At 72.2% G+C, this 1,464-nt stretch carries 1 protein-coding gene and 1 pseudogene; both read right to left on the bottom strand.

The genetic code is table 11. The features are described 5' to 3' along the window. Positions 1-248, bottom strand: a pseudogene (locus tag FNX44_RS26870) (zinc ribbon domain-containing protein); the annotation flags it as partial. 196 nt (positions 249-444) lie between these two features. Next, positions 445-1,284, bottom strand: coding sequence for an AraC family transcriptional regulator (locus tag FNX44_RS26865; RefSeq protein ID WP_153507783.1), 840 nt, complete (start codon positions 1,282-1,284; stop codon positions 445-447). Positions 1,285-1,464 lie beyond the last annotated feature (180 nt).

Below are 1,464 nucleotides of genomic sequence, written 5' to 3'. Positions count from 1 at the left end.
GCCCCGGCCAACCCGTCCGCCGCGCGGCTCAGCGAGTAGCTGTTGCCGCTGCCCAGCAGCCGACCCGCCAGTCCGCTGCCGCGCTGCAACCAGCCGGCCGCCCGGCCGCTGGTGTACGGCTCGAACGGCGAGCGCCACGTGTCATGGCACCTCCGGCAGGAGAACTCGAACTGGAAACCCGCGTCCGTCCCCTGCTGTCTCGACAGGTCACGGTAGTTCCGGCTGAACGCCGTGGCGTCACCGCTCATTCCAACCCCCATCACACGAGCCGACGCCCGGCGGGGCCGTTCCTGCCGTTCCGCCACCGAAGGTCGAACTTCCGAACGTTCGGGGCGAAAGTGTACGGCCGAAGCAGCACATTTCAGCCGTCGTCTGGACACAAGACGGAGACTTTCGGGCGGTCGGCGCCAACCACCCGACCCCGACCACCCGTTCACTCCGCCGTCAGCCGGTCCGCTCGACCGGCAGCCACAGTTCGCCACGCGCCCGCGTGCCGTCCTCGGACAGCTCCACCCGCAGCAACTCCGGCCCCGGCACCGTCCGGTACGGGTTCGAGGGGAACCAGTCCGCGTACGAGTCCCGCCACATCTCCTGCAGCGCCGACGGGAACGGGCCCTCGTTCTCGAACACCACCCAGGTGCCCGCCGGGACGGCCAACTCCGCCGCGCCCTCCGGCGCCGGCGCGCCCGTCACCACACCGTGGTAGTAGTCCAGCTCGGTCCCCTCCGCCCGGGACTCGTCCATCCCGTCGCAGACCGCGACGATCCCCGACGGCTCCCCGTCGGACAGCTCCTCCAGCCGGCCCACCGACTCCGACGGTATGCCCCGCACGAACTCCTCGATCGCCGGGTTCACCCCCTCGTACACCAGCGGTACCCGGGCCCTCGGGCCCACCACGCGGAACGCCTCCTTCTCGACGATCCGGTAGCGCATGGTCGTACTCCCTTCCACGGTGAGACTGAAACGCAGCTTCGGTTGGGACCGCAGCGCCGCCCCGGTCCGCCGGGCCTCCCCCGGCCCGACGCCGTGCAGCGCGCGGAACGCGCGGCCGAACGCCTCCGCCGACCCGTAGCCGTACCGGACGGCGATCTCCAGCAGCGTGCGCCGCCCGTCCAGCACCTCCGCGCCTGCCACGGTCAACCGGCGCCGTCGCACGTACTCCGACAGCGGCATTCCGGCGAGCGCCGAGAACATCCGCCGCAGGTGGTACTCGGAGGTGAGCGCCAGACGCGCCAGCTCCGCCACGTCCAGCCGCCCGTCGAGCCTGCTCTCGATGTGCTCCATCGCCCGGTTCAGCCCGTCGATCACGACCGTCACCTCTCTCTGCGCGCGCTCGCCCGTGCGCCGCGCCGCGCGGGCTCCCGGACCGCTCCGGCCGCCGACCGAAGCCCTGACAACCGCCACGCTACGAACGACCCGCCACCCCCGGCCCGACATCCCGTGCCCGCTACGGTCGGGTTCCAC

It is taken from the genome of Streptomyces alkaliterrae (genome assembly GCF_007097205.2).
GTDB lineage: Bacteria > Actinomycetota > Actinomycetes > Streptomycetales > Streptomycetaceae > Streptomyces > Streptomyces alkaliterrae.
This window is presented reverse-complemented; position numbering and strand designations above follow the sequence as displayed.